10 protein-coding genes and 2 pseudogenes are annotated in these 15,830 nt (G+C 67.3%); 3 read left to right on the top strand and 9 right to left on the bottom strand.

All coding sequences use genetic code 11. The features are described 5' to 3' along the window. Window positions 1–452: 452 nt before the first annotated feature. The 7 genes from OHA86_RS17355 to OHA86_RS17325 all read right to left on the bottom strand — a co-directional run bounded on the left by OHA86_RS17355 (window position 453) and on the right by OHA86_RS17325 (window position 9,334). The gene (locus OHA86_RS17355) at window positions 453–857 is read right to left on the bottom strand and encodes a type II toxin-antitoxin system VapC family toxin (protein ID WP_329176444.1); all 405 of its coding nucleotides are present in this window, start codon (window positions 855–857) and stop codon (window positions 453–455) included. After that, complete coding sequence (locus OHA86_RS17350) at window positions 850–1,128, bottom strand: type II toxin-antitoxin system Phd/YefM family antitoxin (protein ID WP_327289673.1); 279 nt, start codon at window positions 1,126–1,128, stop codon at window positions 850–852. The genes OHA86_RS17355 and OHA86_RS17350 overlap by 8 nt, the downstream gene beginning before the upstream one ends. Before the next feature lie 665 nt (window positions 1,129–1,793). After that, on the bottom strand, window positions 1,794–2,540 hold the full coding sequence (locus OHA86_RS17345; protein WP_329176438.1) for a barstar family protein: 747 nt from the start codon (window positions 2,538–2,540) through the stop codon (window positions 1,794–1,796). Window positions 2,541–2,570: 30 nt separating this feature from the next. After that, complete coding sequence (locus tag OHA86_RS17340; RefSeq protein WP_329176437.1) at window positions 2,571–7,211, bottom strand: putative T7SS-secreted protein; 4,641 nt, start codon at window positions 7,209–7,211, stop codon at window positions 2,571–2,573. Between the two features lie 155 nt (window positions 7,212–7,366). Continuing rightward, on the bottom strand, window positions 7,367–8,221 hold the full coding sequence (locus OHA86_RS17335; protein WP_329176435.1) for an IS5 family transposase: 855 nt from the start codon (window positions 8,219–8,221) through the stop codon (window positions 7,367–7,369). A gap of 395 nt (window positions 8,222–8,616) precedes the next feature. Further along, window positions 8,617–9,075, bottom strand: a complete 459-nt coding sequence (locus OHA86_RS17330) for a type II toxin-antitoxin system VapC family toxin (RefSeq protein ID WP_329176434.1) — start codon at window positions 9,073–9,075, stop codon at window positions 8,617–8,619. Then, window positions 9,065–9,334, bottom strand: coding sequence for a type II toxin-antitoxin system Phd/YefM family antitoxin (locus OHA86_RS17325; protein WP_329176433.1), 270 nt, complete (start codon window positions 9,332–9,334; stop codon window positions 9,065–9,067). The genes OHA86_RS17330 and OHA86_RS17325 overlap by 11 nt, the downstream gene beginning before the upstream one ends. A gap of 76 nt (window positions 9,335–9,410) precedes the next feature. Here OHA86_RS17325 and OHA86_RS17320 point away from each other — a divergent pair, with 76 nt between their 5' ends. Then, window positions 9,411–10,622: a Shedu anti-phage system protein SduA domain-containing protein gene (locus tag OHA86_RS17320; RefSeq protein ID WP_329176431.1), complete on the top strand. Its 1,212-nt coding sequence runs from the start codon at window positions 9,411–9,413 to the stop codon at window positions 10,620–10,622. Window positions 10,623–10,925: 303 nt separating this feature from the next. On the opposite strand, the pseudogene OHA86_RS17315 reads toward OHA86_RS17320, so the two are convergent. Then, window positions 10,926–11,385, bottom strand: a pseudogene (locus tag OHA86_RS17315) (type II toxin-antitoxin system VapC family toxin). A gap of 997 nt (window positions 11,386–12,382) precedes the next feature. Here OHA86_RS17315 and OHA86_RS17310 point away from each other — a divergent pair. Both OHA86_RS17310 and OHA86_RS17305 read left to right on the top strand, forming a co-directional pair. Beyond that, window positions 12,383–14,701: an N-6 DNA methylase gene (locus tag OHA86_RS17310; RefSeq protein ID WP_329176429.1), complete on the top strand. Its 2,319-nt coding sequence runs from the start codon at window positions 12,383–12,385 to the stop codon at window positions 14,699–14,701. Window positions 14,702–14,774: 73 nt separating this feature from the next. Beyond that, window positions 14,775–14,996 (top strand): hypothetical protein, encoded by a 222-nt coding sequence (locus OHA86_RS17305; RefSeq protein WP_329176427.1) that lies wholly within the window; start codon window positions 14,775–14,777, stop codon window positions 14,994–14,996. A 356-nt stretch (window positions 14,997–15,352) separates the two neighbouring features. Here the strand turns inward: OHA86_RS17305 and OHA86_RS17300 are convergent. Beyond that, window positions 15,353–15,820 (bottom strand): annotated as a pseudogene (locus OHA86_RS17300) (IS5 family transposase); the annotation flags it as partial. Window positions 15,821–15,830: the final 10 nt, after the last annotated feature.

Raw genomic sequence — 15,830 nt, 5'->3', positions numbered from 1 at the left:
ACACCGAACCTAGCAACAGCCGCCAGCACAGTCACCCGGGACTCGGATGCCCTGCGCGTGTCCTTCGGCGCACACCTGTTGGCTGGCCGCGCTTCCACTGGCTCAGAGCCTCACGCACATCGCCGGGCGCAGTTTCTCCCGGACCGCCCAGAAACGAATGCCGCTAATTGACCGCGAGATGTGGTGCGCGAGTCATGCGGGTTATTCAATCGGCCCGAACAACAAACAAGCCCCAGGTTGAAGACCTGGGGCTTATCAATGGAGCGGATGACGGGAATCGAACCCGCGCTCTGAGCTTGGGAATCACGTGGGTCGTCGTGAAGTAGGTGCTGGTCAGCGCGGTTTCGGGCTGACCAGCGGGTGCGCCGCAGCCTCCGGCGCTGGCCGAGGTCGACTGTCATGTACCGCTGCGAGTGGTGCGGATGTGGTGCAAACCGCGCAGGGCGGGGCCGTCAGACGGCGACGACGGTCAGGGAGCTGTCCAGTCCCTTGAAGTCATCGGCGTTGCGGGTGAAGAGAGGAAGGCCCTGGACGGAGGCGATGGCGGCGATCATGAGATCCATCCTCCGGGGGCGTGGATCGCGGCCTGAGGCGATGGCAAGCGCTACGAGTGTGCCGTATCGGGCGGCTGCGTCCCCGTTGAACGGGAGGGGGTCGAAATCGGCGACTGCCGCGCCCAGTTTTTCCATGCGGGCGGCTCGGACGGCAGCGCCCTTGGCCATGGCGACCCCCTGCTGCAACTCGGCCATCGTGATGGCGGTGAGTTCGGGTACCGCTGGTAGGTCTGCCGGGTCGAGCACGTCCAGATCGATGTACGTGCAGGTGTCGAGCACCCCGGCCGGGTGGCGCTCAGCCATGGCTGCGCTGCCAGGGGTCGTCGTCGCCGGCGCGGTCTTCGGTCCCGAAGAACTCGTCCGCTTCCTGTCGCATGCGGGCGGCGTCGACGCGCGGCAGTCTGCGGTGCCGCTCCACCAGTTCTTCGGCGCTCAGGCGACGTCTGCGGTGAAGGGGGCGAAGCTCTGCGACCTCGGTGCCGTTACGGGTGATGTGGTAGGTCTCGCCGGCTTCGACGGCGTCCATGACGGCTGCGGACCTGTTGCGGAACTCGCGCTGGGTGATGGTCTTCATTACCTGAGTGTAGCGCGCCGTGTCTCACGGTGCTACGAGCCCGTTGGGGCGGTGCCGGTGGGCAAACGGGCGCGGTGACCGCCGGGTGGCTTCCGTCGTCGAGGTCCGGAGCCGGGTCCACGACCAGGAGGAGGCCGACTGTCCAACGCCGCGAACGCGCCAAGACCCGCAGTGAACGCCGGCAATGCCGTGGCGCTCGCGGCCCAAAGCCACCTGCCCACCTCAGGTCTACCTGGGGCTGTGCAATGGAACGGATGACGGGAATCGAACCCGCGCTCTGAGCTTGGGAATCACGGGTGCTTGCGGGGCGTCCGTGCTGGTCAGTGGCACGAGCTACTCTGAAGTCCTCCTGCGACCTGCGTTGTTAATGACCGTGGCTGACCGCACCGTACCCCTGTGCGTGGTGCGGAGGTGGCACGGAAGGCAAGCCTCACCCAGTCGTGTGAGCCGACCGGCCGAGTGACGGGTACGACGGTCGGCAGCCCGCCGAGGCCCTGGTGGTCGACCGACGCTCGTCAGACATCTCGATCAGACCCGCCCCATGAGTGTCGGGTCGGACGTCCCTCTGAGCGTGCGGACCGTTCCTCTCCTCCGGTCAGTTGCGCAGTGCGGTCGGGCAGCGTCGGGCGCCCGCTGGGCGACCCGCGAGGATCGTCACCCGATAGTCAGTGGGTGTCGACAGCGACACCGAATTCGCGGAATACTCCCATGACAGATGTCAGGAAATCGCGGCCGACCGACACCTCGGATGATCGAAAATTCTGCCAGGCAATCCTCAGTGCAGGTTCTGCTCCGGAGCCCGAGGAGAGGCAGTCGGCCAGCGCGTCCAGATTGGACCCGAAGTAACCTCCGGGTCCGTTGACCGCCTCCCCGATGGCGCAATAGAACCCCGTTCTCGTGGAGATGTGCGATCCGTTCAGAAGCGCCACGCCATCTGTACCGTAGCGCGCAGCCCGATGTCCAGTGGCGAACCATGAATTCTGGACAACGTGCAGCCAGGCATCTTGGTCGTTTGTCGGCAGCCTCAGCCATTCGTCCTTCTTGAGATCCGCTTCCGTTGCCCAGCGTCGCCAGATCGGTTCCGCTGCCGGGAACTCGCAGCGAGCTCCGAAGATCCGGTACGTGGCTCTCGAAGTCCGATCCCCGGCGACTTCGGAGCCCGCGGCGCAGAGTTCGGCCCGGCCGACGAAGTACTCGCCGATTCTCTCCCCGTGGCGGTTCGCGATCTCCAGTACTGCATCGTCGGTCTTGCGTCTGCGGCTGTCAACGAAGCGGAGCCCGGAAAAGGTCACCTCGTCCGGCTCGTCGTCCGGGTCGACAAAGAATCCTGCGACTTCTTCGGCGGCCACAAGAACGTCCCGGGTCCCCTCGTCGATCACCGTGTACAGGCTGAACCCTGCCTCAGGCGTCATGGCCCACCTCATGTCGCTGCCTTCGCTGAATCATCTGTCCCACCCCGAATCAGGGAAGTGGGGTGCGCTGAAACGCTGAATCTTCTGATAGTGCGTGGATGTCCACCCGTATACTTTGGCGCCGTTGGGCAACTCCTTCACCAGGATTCTGTCGGTTTCCGGTCGCCCTGGGACACGGTACTCTTTGGCGCCTTTCCACCACGCGTGTTCGCGTCCGCCATAGGTGTCATGCGATGCAATCCTTCCTGCTTTCACATCGTCGTAGGCCTGGGCGATCTTGTTGTTCATCCCCCGGGGCAGGGGATCCGACAGTTTTCCCGGAGTGCAGGGTGTGAGACCGAGTGGATCTGACCATGCAGTCGGATTGAGGACGTAGGCGTAATCGTTGTCTGCGGGGAGGAGACCGAGGGGGTCGGCGCTGAGATAGCGGGCGGTGACCGGGTCGTAGTAGCGGTGGTGGTTGTAGTGGAGGCCCGTCTCGTCGTCGGCGTACTGCCCTGGAAATCGGAGAGGGCAGTTGGTTGCGCTCTCCTCTGCCGCAGCCACTGGGCCGCCGCCCCAGAGGGGAGTCTGAGCCTGCCAGGCCACTGTTCCGGCTGGGGTGAGGAGCTCTGTGGGAGTCCCGACGAGATCGGTGACTACGGCGTAGAAAGCGGTGTCGATGTCGGTGCGAGTGGTCTGTGTGAGAGGGAGATGCGTGTCGGGGGCGTAGTCCCAGGTGGTGGCGGGGCCGTAGGGCGTGGTCTGCTCTGCGAGGCGGGAGCCGTCCCAGGCGAAGTCCGTGCGGGAGAGTACGGAGCCGTCCTCGGCGAGTTGCTGTTTCGCAGTACGGCGGCCGAGAGGGTCGTAGCGGTAGCGCCATGTGGTGCCGGCGGATTCGGTCTGGATGAGGCGGTCGTCCGCGTTCCACGTATAGGTACGGACACGCGTTTGGCCGTTGAGCAGGCGCAGGACGGTACGCACCAGTCGGCCTTGGGCGTCGTGTTCGTACGTGGTGCGGCCTGAGCGGCGGACGAGGGTGCCGGTGAAAACGCGGTCGGCGCGAGGTCCGGCGTCGGTGGGTGCGGCGGCCTGGGTGAGGTTGCCGACGGCGTCGTAGGCGTAGGCCTCGCTCCAGGTGGCGGCGCTCAGGGTGGTGACGTGTCCGGCGGTGTCCAGTTCGAAGTGGCGCGTGCCATGCAGGAGGTCCTGTATCTCGGTGAGGTATCCGTCCTCGCGGTAGCTGTAGGTGCGGCTCTGGACGAGCTGGGCGGCCTCATCGTGTCCGGCTGCGGTGACGGAGGCAGCGGTGAGCCGTCCAGCGCTGTCCCAACGCTGGGTGAGCCGCACAGCGTCGCCGATGTGGCGGGCCGTTTCGCGTCCGGACTCGTCGTGGGTGAAGGCGATGCTGCCGGCGAGGGAAGCCAGCCCGGTTGGGTGCCCGGCGTCGTCGTAGGTCCAGGTGGAGGTGTGGCCGCTCGGTGTCGTACGGGAGATGCGGCGGCCCGCTGCGTCGTGGATGTAGCGGGTGGTGCGGCCGTTGACGGATTCGGTGAGGGTACGGCCGAGCGCGTCCCGCTCGTAGGTGACGGTGGCGTCGGCGTTCGCGGTGGCGGTGAGTAGGCCGGCTTCGTCGTATGTGTAGGTGGTCACCTCGCCGGTGCTGGTGCGCTGCTTCGTGATGCGCCCGAGTGCGTCGCGTGTGAAGCTCGCGGCTTCACCGGCTCCGTTGGTGCGGGTGGCGAGCTGTCCGGCTGCGTTGTGTTCGTAGGTGAGGGTGCGGCCGTTGAAGTCGGTCTCGGCGGTGAGCCGGCCCGCAACGTCGTAGGTGTACGTCCAGGTGCGGCCCTGCGGGTTGGCGACGGCGGTGAGACGTAGTTCGGTGTCGTACGCGAAGGAGTAGACGCATCCGTCCGGGTTGGTGCGGGTGGCGGCGAGGTCGAAGTGCGTGTACGCGTAGCGGGTGGTGTGGTCGGCCGGGTCGGTGTGGGCGGTGAGGTTGCCTTCGCCGTCCCACTGCCAGGACTCGCGGGCTCCGTCCGGGTTCTCCCGCCATGCCGGTTTGCCTTCCGGCGTCCAGGCCATCCTCACCGTGTGACCGAGCGGGTCGGCCAGTTCGACGGGGCGGCCGAAGGCGTCACGCGTCGCGCGGTTGGTGTTGCCGAGGGGGTCGGCGAAGGACACCGGTAGGCCGGCGGCGTTCACCTCGTAGCAGCTGGTGTGGCCGAGGGGGTCCGTCGTGGCCGTGAGGTTGCCGTCGGCATCGCGATGGTGACGGGTGACCGCGCCGAGTGGGTCCGTCGTGGTGAGCAGGTTGCCGCGCTCGTCGTAGGTGTGGGTCCAGGTGGCGCCGCCGGGTTCGGTGATGCTGAGGGGCTGGCCGAAGGCGTTGTAGGAGGCGGAGGCAGTGGTGCCGTTCGGGAGGGTGACCTGGGTGAGGTGGCCGTCCTCGTCGTATGAGTAGGCGGTGGTGTGTCCGAGGGGGTCGGTGACGGCGGTGAGGTGGCGGTTGGCGGGGTCCCATTGCTGGGTGGTGGTGTGGCCGAGGGGGTCGGTCTCGGCGACGAGGCGGTGAGCGGCGTTGTGGGTGTAGGTGCTGCTGTGGCCGAGTGAGTTGGTGAAGGTGGTGTTGCGGGTGGCGTCGTCGTAGCGGAAGGTGCTGCTCAGGAATCCTTCGGTGCCGTGGGTGGCGACGCAGCGGCCGCGTTCGTCGTACGTGTATTGGTACGAGGTGTCGTTGCGGTCGGTCCAGGAGGTGATCCGGCGGGCGGTGTCGTAGGTGAAGCGGTAGGGGGCGCCGGTGGAATCGGTGACGCCGGTGAGGTTGCCGGCCTGCTCGTAGGCGTATTCACGGATGACGGTGCCGGGGCCCTCGGGCGTGGCGGGGTCGAGCAGCCGTAGCGCGGTGATGTGGCCTTGCTCGCTGGTCAGGGTGAGGTGGTAGCCGCCGCTGTGGCGGATCTCCGCGGGGACGCCGGCTTCGTCGTAGGTGATCGCGTACGCGTTGCCGTTGCGGTCGCTGACCTTGGTCAGCGGCAGGACCGTGTGCCCGCCGGGTGTTCCGGGGAGGGGGGTGAAGTGGAGGGTTTGGCCGGTGGTGGGGTCGGTGACGCGCAGGGGTGTGCCGGGGTTGCCGTCCCATTCCAGGGGTCGGCGGGGGCCGTGGGTGGGGAGGGTGGGGACTCCGGGCTGCGGGACGGGGTAGAGCTGGATCGAGCCGTCGGCGGCGACGAAGGCCACGCCTTGGTCGTCGAGTTCGAGGTGCTGGTCGAGGGTGGAGGCCCAGGAGGGGCCGAAGAAACGACCGACCTGGTAAGACGAGGTGTGGGTGCGTTCCAGGGGCAGGGGGAGGGTGCCGGGGAGGGTGATGTCGGTCTGGGTGAGGAGCATGTCGCCGGTGGCGACGTCGATCGGGTCGGTCACGCACTTCTTCGCCGCTTGCTCGATGGCGGCTTTGGCGGGGTCTTCGGCGGCGGCGCGGGCGCCGTTTTTGGCGGCTTGTTCTCCGGCGTCCTTGGCGGCGTTTTTCGCGGCGTCTTCGGCTGTGGTTTTGCCTGCGGCGCTGCCTCCGTCGGTGGCGATGGCGAGGAGGATGTTGCCGATGAGGCGGCCCGATGCTTCGGAGCCGTCGGATCCCCAGCCGGTGCCGAGGATGGTGCCGGGGAGGCGTTCGGGGTGCTGGGTCATGTCGACCAGGCCGGCGGCGGTGGCGTTGAGGTGGGTGAGGTACTGGGCGGGGTGGGTGAGGTTGTAGGGGTCGGTGGGGTTCAGGCCGCGGACGAATTTGTCGAGGTCGGTGACTGAGCGGACGAGGCCGCCGGCGAAGTGTTCTGCTGCGATGGGTGCGGCTTTGCCGATGTCGGAGCCGTCGTGTTTCATGCGGTCGGTGAAGTCGGGTTTGGCTGGGGCGAGTTTGGTCGCTTCGCGGACTTTGGTCTCGGCGGCGGTGGCGGCGCTGTCGCGTTGTTTGCGGGCGGCGTTGAGGGTGTCTTTGGCGGCTTGTTTGTCTTTGGCGCCGGGGTCGGTGAACGCGGGGGGTGCGACGGGTTTGGTGCCGGGGTCTTTGCTGTCGTCGACCTTGTCGTTGTAGGCCTTCACGTTGTCGTGGTACGTGTCCACGGCCTTGTTGTACGCATCCGCTGCGGTCTTGCGGGCTGCGGTGCCCTGTTTCCACAGGCGGACGGCTTCTTTGGCCTGGCCTTTGGCCCAGTCGACGGTTTCGGCGTAGGTCTCCAGGGCGAGGCCGGCTTGTGCGCAGGCGGTGGCGGCGTGGGCCCATTTGGCGGGCTGGGTGGTGAACTTGGCGCGGAAGGCGTCGGCGCCGAGGCCGTCCCAGTCGCCGGGGTCGAGGTGTGACAGGCCGGTGTGCCCGGTGTCGAAGGCCAGGGAGAGCTTGGCCAGGTGCAGGACCGCTTCGCGGATCTTCCCTGCGTCCCCGTGCAGGAGTTCCTCGGGCTCCTCGGACTCCCCGAGTTGCTGTTCGGCGACGTGGGCGCCGAGGTCGTCGGCGATGTGGTCGCCGTGGTCCTCGACCCAGTCGGCTGCGTCGTCGAGCCCGACGTGCTCCAGGCCGTCGCCGACGATGTGGGCACCGTCGTCGATGATCTCGCCGGCCTTCTTCTTGACCTTGTCGACGCCGTGCTCGATACCGTCCCCGACCTTGTTGACGGCCTTCCGAAGACTGAACCCCACCCGCCCCACCCCCCACGGCAGTACGACAGCAACACCGAACCTAGCAACAGCCGCCAGCACAGTCACCCGGGACTCGGATGCCCTGCGCGTGTCCTTCGGCGCACACCTGTTGGCCGGCCGCCCCTCCACTGGCTCAGAGCGTGTCTGAGATCGGGTCATGGGACGATTTTGCTTAGCGGTCGTGGTCCTTGCCGTGTGGCGGGTCGGCCTCGGGTGAGTCGGCGGAGTATCACGTCGGTCATGGCCCAGCGGATCATGGTCTCCGAGTGCGCCGGGCTGCGTTCGTAGTCGCAGGCCAGGCGGCGGCGCGTGGTGATCCAGGCGAAGGTGCGCTCTACCGCCCAACGCTTCGGCTGGACCTTGAAGCCACGCTGTCCGGGTTCTTTGCGGACGATCTCCAGGGTGCGGTGCAGGACGCTGGCGGCCCATTCGACGAGTCGGCCGGCGAAGCCCTGGTCGGCCCAGACCTTTTCGATGGTCGGATGGTCCAGGCGGGTCCACAACAGAGAGCGCTTGGCTCCGTCGCGGTCCTGGATGCTCGCGGCCAGCACGTGCACGGTCAGCAGGAGGCCGAGAGTGTCGGTGACGATGAACCGCTTGCGGCCCTTGGTCCTCTTGCCCGCATCGAAGCCGCTCGTGGACTTGGGCACGGCGTCGGCCGCACGGACGGACTGGGAGTCGACCAGGCCGGCGGACGGCTCCGGGTTGCGGCCCTCGGCCTGGCGGACCTTGACCCGCAGCGCGTCGTGCAGGCGCTCGACGGTGCCGTCGTCGTGCCACCAGGTGAAGTACCAGTACACCGTCGGCCAGGGCGGGAAGTCCTTGGGCAGATACCGCCACTGGCACCCGGTCCGCGCCAGGTACAAGATGGCGTCCACGATCCGCCGCCGCGGGTGCTTCTCCCGCCGGCCTCCCCTGCTGCCCGTCCTCGGCGCCGGCAGCAACGGCTCGACCAACGCCCACTGCTCATCGGTCAGATCAGACGGATAGCCATCCCCGGTAGCACTCACACTCCGCCCAACGAGCCACCCCAACAGCCGACACGGCAGATCTCAGACACGCTCTCAGAGCCGCACGCACATCGCCGGGCGCAGCTTTCCCCGGACTGCCCAGAAACGAATGCCGCTAATTGACCGCGAGATGTGGTGCGCGAGTCATGCGGGTTATTCAATCGGCCCGAACAACAAACAAGCCCCAGGTTGAAGACCTGGGGCTTATCAATGGAGCGGATGACGGGAATCGAACCCGCGCTCTGAGCTTGGGAATCACAGGGGCTTTGCTGGTGTATCTGCTGGTCAGCGACACGAGCCGCCCTGAAGCAACCACGTGGCCTGTGCCGTTGATGACCGCGGCGGACCGCGCTGTACCGCTGTGCGTGGTGCGGAGGTGGTGCGGCGGGCAAGCCCTATCGGTCGTGGAGGACGGCGGGCCGGGTGACGGGTACGACGGTGAGGAGGTCGTCGAGGCCCTTGTAGTCGTCGGGGTTGGTGGTGAAGAGGGGGAGTTCTTCTGCGATGGCGATGGCGGCGATCATGAGGTCGGCGACGCGGCGCCGTGGTTTGCGGCCGGCGCTGATGACGGCGGCGCAGACCCGGCCGTAGATGCGGGCGGCTTCCGCGTCGAAGGGGATGGGGTCGAACTCGTTCTCGGCGCGTTGCAGGATGTCGAGGCGCCGGCCCCGTTCCGCGTGCTCGTCGTAGTCGTCCTGGTCCTCGTTCCTACGCACCTCGTGGGGTCCTGCCGAGAGCTCGGCCAGGGTGATGGCTGTGATCGCGACCTCGGCGGGGAGTTCCGCGGGGTCGAGCCACTTGCGCAGGATGACGATGTTGGTGTCGAGCAGGCCCTGGGCGTACTCAGCGGGCATAGGGGTCGTCCGTCTCCTGCTCGGCCGTGGCGTCCTGGTCGGCCCGGAACGCCTCCAAGGAGACGTCCGACGCGGTGCGGGACATGGTGGCGAACTCCGAGCGGGGCACGAACCGCCGGCGCCGACGGAGCGGGATCAGCTCCCCGATCTGGTGCCCGTCGCGGGTGACGGTGAAGGACTGCCCGCCCTGGACGGCGTCCATGATCTCTTTGGACCGGCTGCGAAGGTCGCGCTGGGTGATCTCGGGCTGAGCTGACATTCCTCCACGGTAGCACCCTGTAGCACTGGGTGCCCTGCGGTGCGGAGCTGTCGGACCCCTGAGCCAGACTCGTCGCATGAGCGTCAGATCGGATTGGTCTTTGGATTTGCAGCTGGAGCGAGTGCTGGAGGTGGCCGTCCATCCGGAGGTGAAGGAAGCCCTCGTATCAGCGCGAGAGCACATGAACCGCGGGAGCGGAGGGCATCGCCGAGGCGGGAAGGCCCTTGCCCGAATGCTGGAAGAGATACGTCGGCGGGCGGCTGATGCCCGTGAGTGGCAGGTTGTCCGGCTGATCCAGGACTCTTTGGACTACGCCGAGGGGCGGATCCTCCAGCCCGACTTCAATGAGCGCTACCGCCTGTTCCAGGACGGCGCGCGCAATGAGAACCTGCGGGAGTTCGCCGGAAACATGCTGTGGAACACCTTCAGATTCATCGCGATGTCGAGCCGCGAGTATGCAACCGTCCACCCCGAGGCCGGGGTGGACGATCTGATTGCGCACTTCGGCTCGCTCTCGGAGGACGCGCGGTTTCTCGACGCTCCTGAGGACTGCCCAGGGCGGTACCGCGTTCTCCGTGGGCGTGCGGAGATGGCTGCGTGGCTGGAGCGTGTCTTGCGCGACCGGGTGGACATCGAAGATCCCGAAGAGGCCGCACGCAGGATCGCCACCTCACCCAAAGCTGTCGCCCTTCTTGCCGCCGACGCGGAGGGGCAGATGGTTCTCAGAGCCGCGGAGTTGCAGCGGCGAGCGGCAGACCTGGAGGCTTTGCGCAAGGTCGTCGAGGATGCCACGGCCTCCGAACACGCGATTCAGCGCGCCCTGGAGGGGCAGCACTGGATCTTCGGCGGACGGTTCGTCGGGGAGGCGGCCCACCGCAGGCTGGTGCCCGGGGATGAGGTCGACATTCCTCTGATCCGCGGTGACGGGGCGTTGCACGTGGTCGAACTGAAGCGCGCGGCGAGCCTGCCAGGCCCGCTGGTAAAGAAGTACCGCGGTTCCTGGGTGCCCACCGCTCAGGTGCACAATGCCGTCGGCCAGGCGGTGAACTACCTCGTCGGCTTAGACGAGAACCGCCACCGGCTCCGTGAGGAACTTGGGATCGAGACCCGTCGTGCCAGCGCGATGGTCCTGATCGGACACCCGTCGGTCCAACCCTCCGTACCGGAGGAGTCGATCAACGAGGCGCTTCGTACTCTCAATACCCACGTGAATCGCGTCGAGGTTCTCACCTACAAGGAGTTGGTCGACAACGCCGAGCGTTCCCTCGGCAGTACGCCGTCGGTGTAACCGCTGCCCTTCGACTGTTGCGCCGTATACGCCGGTCGAATCGTGGGCCGAAATCGTCTTCGTCAGGAGAGTGGTCCGCGACACGCAAAAGCCCCAGGCGATTCACCTGGGGCTTATCAATGGAGCGGATGACGGGAATCGAACCCGCGCTCTGAGCTTGGGAATCACAGGGTCCTTGTCGGCATCCGTGCTGGTCAGGGATGTGTGCGGTCCTGAAGTGTTCGCAGGACCGGCCCGTTGGTGGCCGTGGCTGACCGTGTCGTACCGCTGTGCGTGGTGCGGATGCGGTGCGGCGGCCAAGCCCTACCGGTCGTGGAGGACGGTGGGGCGGGTGACGGCCACGACCGTGAGGAAGACGTCGAGCCCCCGTGTAGTCGTCGGGGTCGGTTGTTGCAGAGCGGCAGCTCTTCGGTGATGGCGATGGCAGCGATCATGAGGTCGGCGAACGGGCACCGTGGCTTGCGTCCGGCGCCGATCACGGCTGCGCAGACTCTGCCGTAAGTGCGAGCGGCTTCAGTGTCGAAGGGGGTGGGGTCGAGCTCGTTCTCGGCACGTTGCAGGATGCCGAGACGCCGGCCCCGTTCGGCGTGTTCGTTGTAGTGGCTCTGTTCCTCGTTCCTGCGCACCTCGTGGGATGCCGCGGACAGTCGGCCAGGGTGATGGCGGCGATCGCCACCTCGGCGGGGAGCTCGGCGGGATCGAGCCATTTGCGCAGGATGCCGATGTTGGTGTCGAGCAGGCCCTGCGTGTGTTCAGCAGGCATAGGGGTCGTCCGTCTCCCGCTCGGCGGTGGCGTCCTGGTCGGCCCGGAACCACTTCAGCGCGCCCTGGAGGGGCAGCGCTGGATCTTCGGCGGGCGGTTCGTGGGGAGGCGGCCCACCGCGGACTGGTGCCGGGGGACGAGGTCGGCATTCCTCTGATCCGCATTGACGTAGCGCTGCATGGGCAGATGCTTTCCAGCCGGGGAGTCGAGCGGTGTCCCTATCGCGTCGCGTCGCAGCTCTCGCAGCGGCTCACAGCCGTCCGCTCGGTATTGCCCTGGGTGGCGCGGAGCGGACTGGAGGGCGCCAGACGAAGCCATGCCCCGGGGGATGGAGTGAGCACCCAGCCGTAAAGGGGCGGCTGGATGTCGACTGGCTCGATGTGCTTGCATCCGGGCAGGTGGGCCTTGCCGCTGGCGTGGATGATGATCGCGGCCGCCGACCATCCGTCCCATTCGCTGGTAGGTGTGCTGCCATGAGGCGCGCATGGAGCGCAGTCCGCGCAGTTGTGCATTTCGTGGCGTTCGCAATACTGCATGGTCCTCACCCTGTCGGGTCGCGAGCCGTCGCCCAGTACGATCGAGCCAATTTCGCGACCAGACGCGAACCGTGCCCAGTCGGCTCGATCCCTGGTTCACCGGTCTCAGGCCCGCCCAGATGGCTCGGGTGCGGCCCGATCATCACCATCAGCGACGCGTGGCCGCATCCCTGTCCGTTGAGGAACACCGCTGACGGGGATGTGCATGCGGCCCGAACCGGCCGGAAATCTTGTTAACCCTAGTAATCGCGAAGCCTGAAGTGACGTGCAGCCGCAAGAGTGTGGCTGACCAGGTAAGTAAAGTGTGACGGGGCTGGGGTGGTGACCATCGGTCAGCAGTGAGCCCGGTCCCGCCCCGATAGGAAGAGTGAGCACTGTGAATGCGCACTTGGCGCGTGCGTCGTTCCACTCGTACGGTCCTTACGTCGCAAGACCAACCGGCCCGACCTTGAGGAGCCACGATGGAGCCGGAACACGATGAACAGACCGGTCTGGTTACCCGGACCCAGATCGCGGACCGCCTGGGCGTCAGACGCCCGGCCGTGTCGAACTGGGCCCGGCGCCACAAGGACTTTCCCACCCCGGTGCGCTCCGGCGACACGGAGCTCTTCCGGGAGGCCGAGATCGCGCGGTGGCTGGTGAACCGCACCATCCCCCCGCGGCGGCTGCTGGACGGGGAGCAGTCGGGTACCACCTATGGCGATCGGTTCGGCCGGACCAGGGGTAAGCGACCCGAGGCGGAACCGAAGGCTGCTGGGAGTGTCTGCCCGCAGGCCGACGACGAGGACAGGAAGACCGTCGACCAGCTGATGGGCCGGCTCGCGGAGCGGGTGCGAGGCCCCGCGACGATGGCGGATTTCGTGAACCTCTGCCTCATCGTGATGTACGTGCGGCATGCGGAGCCGGAGCAGTGGTACCGGATCGAGAAAATCATGGCGACGGGTCAAGGCACCCAAGGCGTGCAAGGACTGCTGCGCTCCCTGGGCGACGTGGCCCAGGACACGCTGCGCCGGAACGGTGACCGCACCGACATGCGCAGCAGCCTGCTGCAACTCGAACCGCGGAGCTGGGACGACCTCATCGCGGCAGTACGAACGGCGGCCGGTGCGGGCATGGGCGCGTTCCAGCTCGTCTGGGAGTCGTTCAGCGCTCGGGAAGGACTGCAGAGCTCGGAGTTCTGCAGTCCGGTGGGCCTGGCCTCGTTGGCCGCCGGGCTGGTGCTGGCCCCAGGGCAGAAAGCCACGGTGCTGGACCCCTACACGCGGGGCGGGGAGATGCTGGCGGCTGCGTACCGGCACATCGGGGACGCGGGCGGGACGGTGTACGGCGAGACCCTCGACGGTCGTCTGCAGGCGGTCGCGAGTCTGTACCTCCTCCACCTCGGCGTGCGGCCGAAGTTCAGCAACACCCGGTCCGACCGGTGGCCTCCACCGCGCCGCGAGCACGGTGCCGATGTCGTGTTGACGAACCCTCCGTTCAACATGAGCGACGCACCTGGCTCAGGCCGGCGAACGGGGAACTGGCCGTACGGAGCACCGCCACGTGGCAACGACAACTTCGCCTGGGTGCAGTACGTCCTCGAGGCTCTGGTACTCGGTGGTCGAGCAGCGGTGGTCATGCCGGTGAAGGCCGGCAACTCGGTGAACACCGCCGAGCGCGAGATCCGTCACGCGCTGGTCCGCACCGGTGCCGTGGAGTGCGTCATCACGCTGCCGCCCCACCTGTTCTCCGCGACTCCCGTACCGGTTTCTCTGTGGCTGCTACGACGTGTCGAGCAGCCGGTACGCGAAGGCGTCCTGTTCGTCGATGCCCAGGAGTTGGGGGAGAAAAACCGGCGTCGGCGAGTACTGCGGGACACGGATCGCGATGCGATCACGGCGGTGGTCCGCCCGTGGCTCGATGGAGAGGAGCGCCCGGACGAGGGAGAGTACGCGCTGCGCGCTGCCGACCGAGGCTTCTCGGCTGCCGTCGTGGCGCGCGCGGAGATAATGGGCGAGGAGTATTCGCTGCGACCCGCCGACTACCTCGGCGGCGGACACTACGGCGCCGGTCCCGTCGCCGCACAGCTGCGCGAAGCCAGTGACGAGGCAGCAGGGCATAGGGACAGGGTGCGCCTGACGGAGCGGCGGGCGGCGGGAACGCAGAACGGCTACCGTCCGGGCCTGGGACCCAACGACTGGGGTGCAGCGGTTCTCGGAGACCTCTGCGAGATTCAGGCCGGACCTTCCTACACCCGCCTTCCAGTCGCGGCACGCACGGCGGAGGCTGGTGTCCCTCTCGTCTTCCCGCAGGATCTCGTCGGAGGGAAGATCGCGGACGATCCCCGTGAGCGCGTGCCGTGGGAAACGGCCGAGCGCTTCAAGAAGTTCGTGGTGCACCAGAACGACATCGTCTGCGTGCGCACGGGTGCACAGCAATGGCCCGCGTTGGTCTCCGGCTCGCAGGCCGGTTGGCTGCTCAGTTCGAACGTGACGCGTCTGCGTGTACGCCCGAAGGCCGAGATCGATCCCCTGTACCTCCACGCCTATCTCGGTCTCCGGCACGCGCGGGAGTGGATGTCCCACCGTGCCGCAGCCACGGCAGCCCCCTCACTGAGCTCTGCCGCTCTGGGCCACCTTCCCGTGCGATTCCCACCCATCGAGCAGCAGCGCCGGTGCGTGGAACTCCTCGGCGACCTCGGCCGACGCGCCGAGGCGTACGAGGCATACGCCTCGGCACTTGGCCGACTGCGCGCTGAGCTCGCTGAACACCTGTTGTACGGCTCGGCCGAACCGCTGTGACGGCCTGCGTCGGTAGATACCCGCGACCTGCCCCTCCCCCTCTTCATCCGTGACTTCCGAAAGGACCGAGTCCATGTCCGAACCGACAGCCCCTTCCGGACGCATGTGGCGGCTGTGGCTTGCGCTGTACGTCGCATGCTCCGTGGTGATCGGCCTCGTCGTGAGCCTGCTCGTGCTCCGATCAGGCGCCGGCACTGCTGACGTCGTTCTCACCGGGGGAGGCGGCTTCGCGACCTCGTTCGCCCTCTGCCTCGCACTGCCGGCGACCGTGCGCGAACTCAAGCGACTGGGCTGAATCCGACCGACCGCCCGTGCGGCTGAGGCCGGTCGGCGGGGACCCTCGGGCCATCGTCCCTAGGGTCCCGCCTACCAGGCCGGTGACGAGAAGCCGCTGCCGATGCGCAAAGACTCATCTGCGTACGTCCGTGGTCAGCTCGTGGCCACGGACGCGGCGAAGTCGGCGATCGCCTTCCGCAGCGGTTCGGCCGCAGTCCTCGGATCGGAGCGGGTATCCAGACCGAGCACCAGGACGCGGCCCAACAGCCGGCGTGGCCCTCGGAATTCCAGTTGGCGGCTGGACGACCCTTGATGGTTGGGGTGGACCATCAAGGGCTGTTTGAAGTTCGGATCATGTGGTTGAGGTGAGGAGCTTCAGTCACATGATCGACCTGCGGAGTGGAGTCCGACTTCGTAGCTGACGGGTGCGTTGTCATAGTGGGCGGCCAGACCACGCCAGGTCTTGATCTTCTGGAAGCAGCGTTCGACGGTGTTGCGCTGTTTGTAGCGTTCGGGATCGTAGGTGACTGGCCGTCCGCCGGCCGAGCCCTTCTTCCTGCGGTTGGCCTGCTGGTCGGTCTTCTCGGGGATCACCGCGGTGATGTGGCGCCGACGTAAGTAGGCCCGGTTGCCCCTGGAGGAGTAGGCCCTGCCCGCGGCCACGGCCTGAGGTCGGGTGCGGGGGCGACCGACCGGCCGGGGGATGCGGATCTTGTCCAGCACGATCGAGAACTGGGGACTGTCCCCGGCCTGTCCGGGGGTGAGCACAAACGACAGGGCCAGACCTGCGGCGTCGACCGCGGCATGGATCTTGCTGCTTAGCCCGCCTCGTGACCGGCCGAGCCCGCCGGCA

It is taken from the genome of Streptomyces sp. NBC_01477 (genome assembly GCF_036227245.1).
Classification (GTDB): Bacteria; Actinomycetota; Actinomycetes; order Streptomycetales; family Streptomycetaceae; genus Actinacidiphila.
The sequence above is the reverse complement of the archived record's forward strand: the minus strand, read 5'-3'. Positions and strand labels throughout refer to the sequence as shown.

What these genes read in the sequence shown, in the direction of transcription:
- OHA86_RS17355 (WP_329176444.1), bottom strand. Translation starts at nt 857, where the DNA reads ATGGCTGAGCGCCACCCGGCCGGGGTGCTCGACACCTGCACGTACATC.
- OHA86_RS17350 (WP_327289673.1), bottom strand. Translation starts at nt 1,128, where the DNA reads ATGAAGACCATCACCCAGCGCGAGTTCCGCAACAGGTCCGCAGCCGTC.
- OHA86_RS17345 (WP_329176438.1), bottom strand. Translation starts at nt 2,540, where the DNA reads ATGACGCCTGAGGCAGGGTTCAGCCTGTACACGGTGATCGACGAGGGG.
- OHA86_RS17330 (WP_329176434.1), bottom strand. Translation starts at nt 9,075, where the DNA reads ATGCCCGCTGAGTACGCCCAGGGCCTGCTCGACACCAACATCGTCATC.
- OHA86_RS17325 (WP_329176433.1), bottom strand. Translation starts at nt 9,334, where the DNA reads ATGTCAGCTCAGCCCGAGATCACCCAGCGCGACCTTCGCAGCCGGTCC.
- OHA86_RS17320 (WP_329176431.1), top strand. Translation starts at nt 9,411, where the DNA reads ATGAGCGTCAGATCGGATTGGTCTTTGGATTTGCAGCTGGAGCGAGTG.
- OHA86_RS17310 (WP_329176429.1), top strand. Translation starts at nt 12,383, where the DNA reads ATGGAGCCGGAACACGATGAACAGACCGGTCTGGTTACCCGGACCCAG.
- OHA86_RS17305 (WP_329176427.1), top strand. Translation starts at nt 14,775, where the DNA reads ATGTCCGAACCGACAGCCCCTTCCGGACGCATGTGGCGGCTGTGGCTT.